Source organism: Achromobacter sp. LC458 (genome assembly GCF_001005835.2).
Taxonomy (GTDB): domain Bacteria; phylum Pseudomonadota; class Gammaproteobacteria; order Burkholderiales; family Burkholderiaceae_B; genus Achromobacter; species Achromobacter spanius_B.
On the sequence record NZ_LBHW02000033.1, the window covers coordinates 64,531 to 71,357 of the forward strand.

At 65.2% G+C, this 6,827-nt stretch carries 8 protein-coding genes; 3 read left to right on the forward strand and 5 right to left on the reverse strand.

Annotated features, from left to right (window positions below):
* Nucleotides 1–62: 62 nt before the first annotated feature.
* Nucleotides 63–932 carry a universal stress protein gene (locus YH64_RS22805; RefSeq protein WP_046806582.1) on the reverse strand — a complete coding sequence of 290 codons (870 nt, stop codon included), beginning with the start codon at nt 930–932 and terminating at the stop codon, nt 63–65.
* 234 nt (nt 933–1,166) lie between these two features.
* On the opposite strand from YH64_RS22805, the gene YH64_RS22810 reads away from it, so the two are divergent.
* Together YH64_RS22810 and YH64_RS22815 are read left to right on the forward strand one after the other, a co-directional pair.
* Entirely contained in the window at nt 1,167–1,805 is a 639-nt protein-coding gene (locus YH64_RS22810; RefSeq protein WP_046806581.1) for a trimeric intracellular cation channel family protein, read from the forward strand.
* A 150-nt stretch (nt 1,806–1,955) separates the two neighbouring features.
* Entirely contained in the window at nt 1,956–2,657 is a 702-nt protein-coding gene (locus YH64_RS22815; protein WP_255444675.1) for a GntR family transcriptional regulator, read from the forward strand.
* A 37-nt stretch (nt 2,658–2,694) separates the two neighbouring features.
* Here the strand turns inward: YH64_RS22815 and YH64_RS22820 are convergent, their stop codons facing one another.
* Complete coding sequence (locus YH64_RS22820) at nt 2,695–3,126, reverse strand: VOC family protein (protein ID WP_046806579.1); 432 nt, start codon at nt 3,124–3,126, stop codon at nt 2,695–2,697.
* A gap of 149 nt (nt 3,127–3,275) precedes the next feature.
* Here YH64_RS22820 and YH64_RS22825 point away from each other — a divergent pair, with 149 nt between their 5' ends.
* Nucleotides 3,276–4,163: a LysR substrate-binding domain-containing protein gene (locus YH64_RS22825; RefSeq protein WP_046806578.1), complete on the forward strand. Its 888-nt coding sequence runs from the start codon at nt 3,276–3,278 to the stop codon at nt 4,161–4,163.
* A 76-nt stretch (nt 4,164–4,239) separates the two neighbouring features.
* Here the strand turns inward: YH64_RS22825 and serA are convergent, their stop codons facing one another.
* The 3 genes from serA to YH64_RS22840 all read right to left on the reverse strand — a co-directional run.
* Nucleotides 4,240–5,436: a phosphoglycerate dehydrogenase gene (gene serA / locus YH64_RS22830; protein WP_046806577.1), complete on the reverse strand. Its 1,197-nt coding sequence runs from the start codon at nt 5,434–5,436 to the stop codon at nt 4,240–4,242.
* 97 nt (nt 5,437–5,533) lie between these two features.
* Entirely contained in the window at nt 5,534–5,989 is a 456-nt protein-coding gene (locus YH64_RS22835; RefSeq protein ID WP_082134595.1) for a DUF411 domain-containing protein, read from the reverse strand.
* Between the two features lie 92 nt (nt 5,990–6,081).
* The coding region (locus YH64_RS22840; RefSeq protein WP_143215495.1) for a copper resistance protein B at nt 6,082–6,827 on the reverse strand (746 nt) is incomplete at its 5' end.

The window sequence follows — 6,827 nt, forward strand, 5'->3', positions numbered from 1 at the left end:
TCAGCCCATGAAAAAGGCGGCGCACCGGGCGCCGCCTTTTTATTGTCGACCCGCGCGCGGCGTCAGTCTTCGTCGTGCAGGCGGACGATCAGCACGTCGCTGGGCAACGATTCCAGCAGGCGTTCGGCCACGCTGCCGATGGCGGTGCGCAGGATGCCGGTGCGGCCATGCGTGCCGGTCACGACCAGGTCCGAGCGGTGGTGGAAGGAATATTCCGACAAGACCGTCTCCGGCTGGCCCGCTTCCAGCACCACCTTGGGCGGCGTCAGCCCCGCCAGTTCCGGCGTGCTGGCCGTGAACTCGCGCGCGCTTTGCTCGGCTTCCTGGTGAAAGCTGCGCGAGACGGCGTCTTCGGGGGTGTGCTTGCCCTGGAACGGCACGTCATACGCGTGGAACAGCGTCAGGTTGGCGTTGGGCACCAGTTGCAGCGCCGCGCGCAACGCATGGCGCGAGCCGTCGGAGAAGTCAGTGGCGACCAGGACGTCGCGGTACGGCCGACGCGGCCGGGTCTTGACCACCAGCACGGGCTGGCGCGCCTGGCGCACCAGCTTTTCGACGGTGGTGCCCAACAGCAGCCGACCCAGCGTTTCGTCGCGAGCGGTGCCGGTGACGATCAGCGAGCAGCCAAAGCTGTCGGCCGTTTCCGTGATGTGCGCCAGCGGATCGCCAGACACCACTACCACTTCGGTCGGCACATCGGCGGCGGCCAGGTCTTCCGCCAGCTCGCGTTCGGCCAGGGCCTTGTGGTCGCTGGACAGCCGCCGCCAGACCGGGGTGGTCAGGCGCGCCGAGTTGGCATGGTTTTCCATGACGTGCAACACGATCAGTTTGGTGCCCAGTTCTTTCGTCAGCTGCAAGGCACGGTCCAGGGCGCGATCGCCGCGCGCGCTCAGGTCCGTGGCCAACAGGATGGGGCCGATTTGCTGTGTCATACGTTATCTCCCGGTTGTAGCCAGAGTGGCGACTCCCGCGTCCGCCAGCCTGGCAGGTACCTCCCTTGCGGGGGCAATGCCCCATTGTCTCGCCGCGACGCGGACTGGGGATTGATCGATATCAACGCACGGACCAGCGTAAGCGATGAGGTCGGGCGCCGCAATGGCCGCTTGCGCGGGGTCAGGCTCAATACAATGGGCGGGTTCCGTCACCGGCTTTCTTGATTCTTCCCCATGCTTTCTGACATTTCCCCCTTGTTGCTGCACACGTTGTACCTCGTCGCCATCGTGGCCGAGGCGATGACCGCGGCGTTGTCGGCCGGCCGGCGCGACATGGACTGGATGGGGGTGTGCATCATTGCGTGCGTGACGGCGCTGGGCGGCGGTTCGCTGCGCGACGTCTTGCTGGGGCATTACCCGCTTACCTGGGTCATCCACCCGGAGTATCTGTGGATGACCGGCGGCGCGGCGATTCTGACCGCCCTGATCGCGCCGGTGATGCGGCGCCTGCGCAGCCTGTTTCTGCTGGCCGACGCGCTGGGGCTGGTGGCGTTCACCGTGATCGGTTGCCAAGTGGCGCAGATGATGCAGCTGCCGATCACAGTCGTGCTCATCAGCGGCATGATCACCGGGTGCGCGGGCGGGGTGCTGCGCGACGTGCTCTGCAACGAGGTGCCGCTGCTGTTTCGCAAGGAGCTTTACGCCAGCGTGTCCGTGGTGACCGGGGCGCTGTATCTGGGCGGGCAGTCGTTGGGCCTGTCGGCCAACGCGGCCGTGCCGCTGGCGCTGGCGGCGGGCCTGGCCCTGCGCCTGCTGGCATTGCGCTTTAACTGGCAAATGCCCAAGTTCGTGTATCGCGACGACTGGGACTGAGCCTGCCGCAGTGCTCGCCGCAGTGCCTCAGGTTCCGCCTACCGGGGGGCCGCGCCGGGCCTCTGCAACAATTTTCTTATTTGTGTTTCAATAAATTTCTAGTATCTTTCGGTCTCTCAACACATGCCTCGGGCAGTCAAGGGGAGCCGATTGGACGTAAAAGCGCCCGCCACGATTCCGTATTTCCTGCAGGAACAGATTCGTGAATTGATAGTGGACGGCACTATCCGGCCCGGTCAGCCCTTGCGCGAGCAAGAGCTGGAGCAGCGATTCGGCACCAGCCGCAGCCCCATCCGTGAAGCCTTGCGGCTGCTGGAATTGGGCGGCCTGGTCACGCATATCCAACGCAAGGGCTTTCGGGCCACGCTCTATACCGAAACGCAAATCCGCCATCTGTACCAGCTGCGCGCCGAGCTTGAGGCCTATTGCCTGCGGCAATTGGCCGACATGGACGACCTGGCGCCGCTGGTGGCCGAGTTGCGCGGCTACGACGAGGCCATCGCCACATCGATGGCAAAGCAAGACGCGCGCGCCTGCATCGCCGCCGCGCGCGAGTTCTATCTGGCTTGCGCCCGCTACACCGGCAACACGCCGCTGACCAGCATGTTGAGCAAGCTTTACGAGCAGGTCGAGCCGCTGCGATTCCTGCTGGCCCGCCGCTCGATGGAAAACCACACCATCCAGTCATACACCCACGGCATTACGCTGGCGCTGGCCAACCGCGATGTGGACCGCGCGGCCCAGCTGACGCGCACCTATGTGCACGAAGTGCTGCCCAGCATTATCGAGGCGTATCTCGAAGCCGCCGAACAGGCCGCGCAAGAGGCAAACCCGCGTTACCGCAGCGCGTAAACCGACGGGTCACGCCGGTTGCGCGCGGTCGGCGGGATTACTTGGCGAACAGCGAATCCATGTTCTTGAACGCCTTGAATTCCAGGGCGTTGCCCGACGGATCCAGGAAGAACATCGTGGCTTGTTCGCCGACTTCGCCCTTGAAGCGGATGTAGGGCTCGATGACGAATTCCGTGCCCGCGTCGATCAGGCGCTTGGACATGGCTTCCCACTGTTCCATCGACAACACCGCACCGAAATGGCGGACCGGCACGTTGTGCGAGTCCACGGCGCTGGTCGCGTTGTGGCCGCATTCGCTGGGGGCCAGGTGGGCAACGATCTGGTGGCCGTAAAAGTTGAAGTCGATCCATTCGGGCGAGCTACGGCCCTCCGGACAGCCCAGCTTTTCGCCGTAGAAGGCGCGGGCTTCGGCCAGGTCGCGGACCGGAAAGGCCAAGTGGAACGGCGGCAGGTTGGTTTGGGCGGTCATGAAAACTCCGGGTCATTCAAAAAGGTCGGACTGCGGATCCCCGCAGGGTGCAGCGTGCTGTATTTAGCACCAGCGCCTAGTTTAGGGATTGTTTTTTTGATTGAAAAACGATATTTTTTGTGCCTTAGACCCAAAAAAATTGATTGCTCGTGATCAAAGAATTCAAGACCTTCATTGCCGTGGCCCGGGATGGCACTTTCACCGGCGCCGGCACGCACCTGGGTTTGACGCAGTCCGCCGTCAGCGCCCAGATCAAGCGGCTGGAGGAATATCTGGGGGTGGCGCTATTTGACCGGGGCGCGCGCGCGGCGGTGCTGAACGCCCATGGCCGCGAGATGCTGCCGCAGGCCGAAGAGCTGGTGGCCATGGCCGAGCGCCTGGTCACCACGGCCGGGGCGGGACACGTGAGCGGGTCATTGCGCATCGGCGCCATCGCCTCGGTGCAGCACGATTTGCTGGTGGACGCGCTGGGCCGCTTTCGGGCGGTGTATCCCGACGTGCGGGTGCGCATCGTGCCCGGCGTGTCGCTGTCCCTGCTGGGTCAGGTGGACGCGGGCGAAGTGGACATGGCGGTGCTGATCCGCCCGCCCTTCGCGTTGCCGCCCGAGCTGGGTTGGCAGCGCCTGCTGAGCGAACCCGTGGTGCTGGCCATGCCCGAGGCCATGCCGCTGGCGCCGTGGCGCGATGTGCTGGCCACGCAGCCTTTCATCCGCTACGACCGGGCGTCGTTCGGCGGGCGCGTGGTGGATATCTTTCTGAAGAAACACCGCATCAATGTGCACGAGGCCGTCGAACTGGACGAGATTGACGCCATCGCCAACCTGGTGCGGCACGGCCTGGGCGTGGCGCTATTGCCGCAATTGCGTGGCCTGGATCTGACGGGCTTGCGGCTGGTGCCGCTGGAGGAACATGCGTTTCACCGGGACATCGGCATCATCGGCCGCCTGCCTTTCGACAGCGGCAGCGTGCGCGAGAAAATGGCGGAATGCCTGGTGGCGGCCGCGCAGACCCAAACACAGCCACCGCCACGATCCTGAGCGCGCAATAAAAAAGCGCGTGGCCCGAACCGCGTGCTTTGCGGATCGGGCCACGCGCCTATCGGGCTTTACTGCCTTACAGCCGGTCGCAGCGGACCGTGATGGGGTGGCTGCGCAGCGTCGTCATGACGATGTCATCCACCTGGCCTTCCACGTCGGTGATCACGTAGCCGATCTGACCCTTGGTTTGCAGCGTCTGGCTGACGATATTCAGCCCGTGTTGCGCCATCAGGTTGTCCAGCGTGCCCAACGCGCCCGGCGCGTTGCGGTGCACGTGCAGGATGCGGGTGGCGCCAGCCGGTTCCAGGTACGGCAGTTCGGGGAAGTTGACCGCGCCCTTGGTGGTGCCAGCTTGCAGGAAACGCACCAGTTTTTCAGCCACTTCGCGGCCGATATTCTCTTGCGATTCCTGTGTGCTGCCGCCGATGTGCGGGGTCAAGATGACGTTGGGCATGCCGATCAGCGGGCTGGCCAAGGGCTCGTCCGCGCTCTTGGGTTCGGTCGGGAACACGTCCAGCGCCGCCCCGGCCAGATGGCCGGACTTGAGCGCCGCGTGCAGCGCATCGATGTCCACCACGGCGCCGCGCGAGGCGTTGATCAGGATGGACCCGCGACGCATGCGCGCGATGGTTTCCGCGTTCATGATGTTCTCGGTCGACTTGCCGCCCGGCACATGCAGGGTGACGACGTCGGCCTGTTCCAGCAGCTCGTTCAGCGTGCCGGCCGGGCGCGCGTTGCCCAGCGGCAGCTTGGCTTCGACGTCGTGATAGACGACGCGCATGCCCAGGCCTTCGGCCAGCGTGCTGATCTGCGAGCCGATGTTGCCGTAGCCCACGATGCCCAGCGTCTTGCCACGGGTTTCAAAGGCGCCCGCGGCGCTCTTGTCCCAATGGCCCAGATGCACGCGGGCATTCTTTTCGGGGATACGGCGCAGCAGCAAAATGGCTTCGCCCAGCACCAGCTCGGCAACCGAGCGGGTGTTGGAAAACGGCGCGTTGAACACCGGGATGCCGCGCTGCATGGCCGCGTCCAGGTCGACCTGGTTGGTGCCGATGCAAAAGCAGCCCACCACGCGCAGGTCGGGGCTGGACAGCAAGGCGGCATCCAGGTGCGTGCGAGAACGGATCCCCGCCACCTGCGCGCCGCGCAGGGCGTCGTGCAGCTGCGACGCCGGCAATGCGGCGGCGTGCGTGACGATATCGGTGTAGCCGGCGGCTTCGAAGACCGCGCGGGCGCTCGGATGGATGTTCTCGAACAGGACGATTTTTGCCATGACTGCCAGGGGGTGGTGAGAAGTACGTGTTATTTATTGTGGCGCATTTTTGCTGCACTGCAAGGAGTAGCCATTGAGGCGGTGTGGATGAATTGTTTCAACGGTAGGCCTCGTACACCCGCGCGCCGCCTTGCTTGTCCACCAGCAGCACGTCGTGCGGCGTCTTTCGGCCGCCGTATTCGGGGCCGTCCATGCCGGGCGATCCCAGCGGCATGCCGGGGGCGGCCAAGCCGGCCGCGTCGGGCTTTTCCAGCAGCAGGCGGCGCACGTCGCGCGCCGGCACATGGCCTTCGACCGCATAGCCGTCGACCATCGCGGTGTGGCACGACCCGTAGTCAGCCATGCCCGCGTTGCGGCGGATGGGGCCGGTGTCCTGCACATCGTGCGTGGTGACGGTGAAGCCGTTATCGCGCATGTGCTTGACCCAGTCTTCGCAACAGCCGCAGGTGGGCGTCTTCCAGACCTCGACCTTGACGGGGCCTTGGGCCATGACGAAGGTCGGCGCGCACAGCGCGGCGGCAAGAACCAGGCGGGTGAGGCGGGAAACGTTCATGATGCTCCGATCGGGTAAAGGAAAAAAATGGGCGCTGTGACGGCGACTGTCACCGTGATGCGACGGCAGCGGCGTTGATGCGGCCACGGCCGTCAAAACCAGAATCGCACGCCGGCCATCAGCGCAGTCTGCGATCGGCTGGCGCCCGCGTCGGACGCGTAGCGCGCTGTCTGGCCGAACTTCCGGTCAAAGGATACGCCGATATACGGGGCGAATTCGCGTGTGACTTCGTAGCGTAGCCGGAACGACAGCGAGCCTTCGGACAGCCCCGAACCGATGCCGCGCGCGGGGTCGGACTTGCCGTACAGGCTGGCTTCGAGTTCGGGCGTGAAGATCAGCCGTTGGGTCAACAACAGGTCGTACTCCGCTTTTAGCGCCAGTGCCGTGCGACCCGACGCGCCCACGTAGGCGGTGGTTTCCAGTTCGATGTTGTAGGGCAGCACGCCTTCGATGCCGATGGCGGCCCAATTGCGCTTGGGGCCGGTGCCGATGTCTCGGCGCGCGCCCAGTTGCAGGTCCCAGAAGGGCGAGACGGCGTGGCTCCAGAACGCTTCGACTTCACCGTCCGAGCCCTCGCCGTTCTCGCGTTCGCCTTCCGATTTGACCAGCAGCCGGTCGGTGGCCGTGCCGAACCAGAAGCGCCCGTCCCATTGCTGTGCGTTCTGGCCATCGCGGTTGCGTGACACGCCGAATTTGTCGAACAGCACCTGCCAGGCCGGCATGTCGTCCATCATGTGCGGGTGTATGCCGTAGCTGTCGTAGCCGCGTTCGGCCGCCCCAGCGGGGGCCGCCCCATCGGTGGCCGCCCCATCGGTGGCCGCCCCATCGAGGGCAGCCC

What these genes read in the sequence shown, in the direction of transcription:
- YH64_RS22835 (WP_082134595.1), bottom strand. Translation starts at nt 5,989, where the DNA reads ATGAACGTTTCCCGCCTCACCCGCCTGGTTCTTGCCGCCGCGCTGTGC.
- YH64_RS22820 (WP_046806579.1), bottom strand. Translation starts at nt 3,126, where the DNA reads ATGACCGCCCAAACCAACCTGCCGCCGTTCCACTTGGCCTTTCCGGTC.
- YH64_RS22810 (WP_046806581.1), top strand. Translation starts at nt 1,167, where the DNA reads ATGCTTTCTGACATTTCCCCCTTGTTGCTGCACACGTTGTACCTCGTC.
- YH64_RS22805 (WP_046806582.1), bottom strand. Translation starts at nt 932, where the DNA reads ATGACACAGCAAATCGGCCCCATCCTGTTGGCCACGGACCTGAGCGCG.
- serA (WP_046806577.1), bottom strand. Translation starts at nt 5,436, where the DNA reads ATGGCAAAAATCGTCCTGTTCGAGAACATCCATCCGAGCGCCCGCGCG.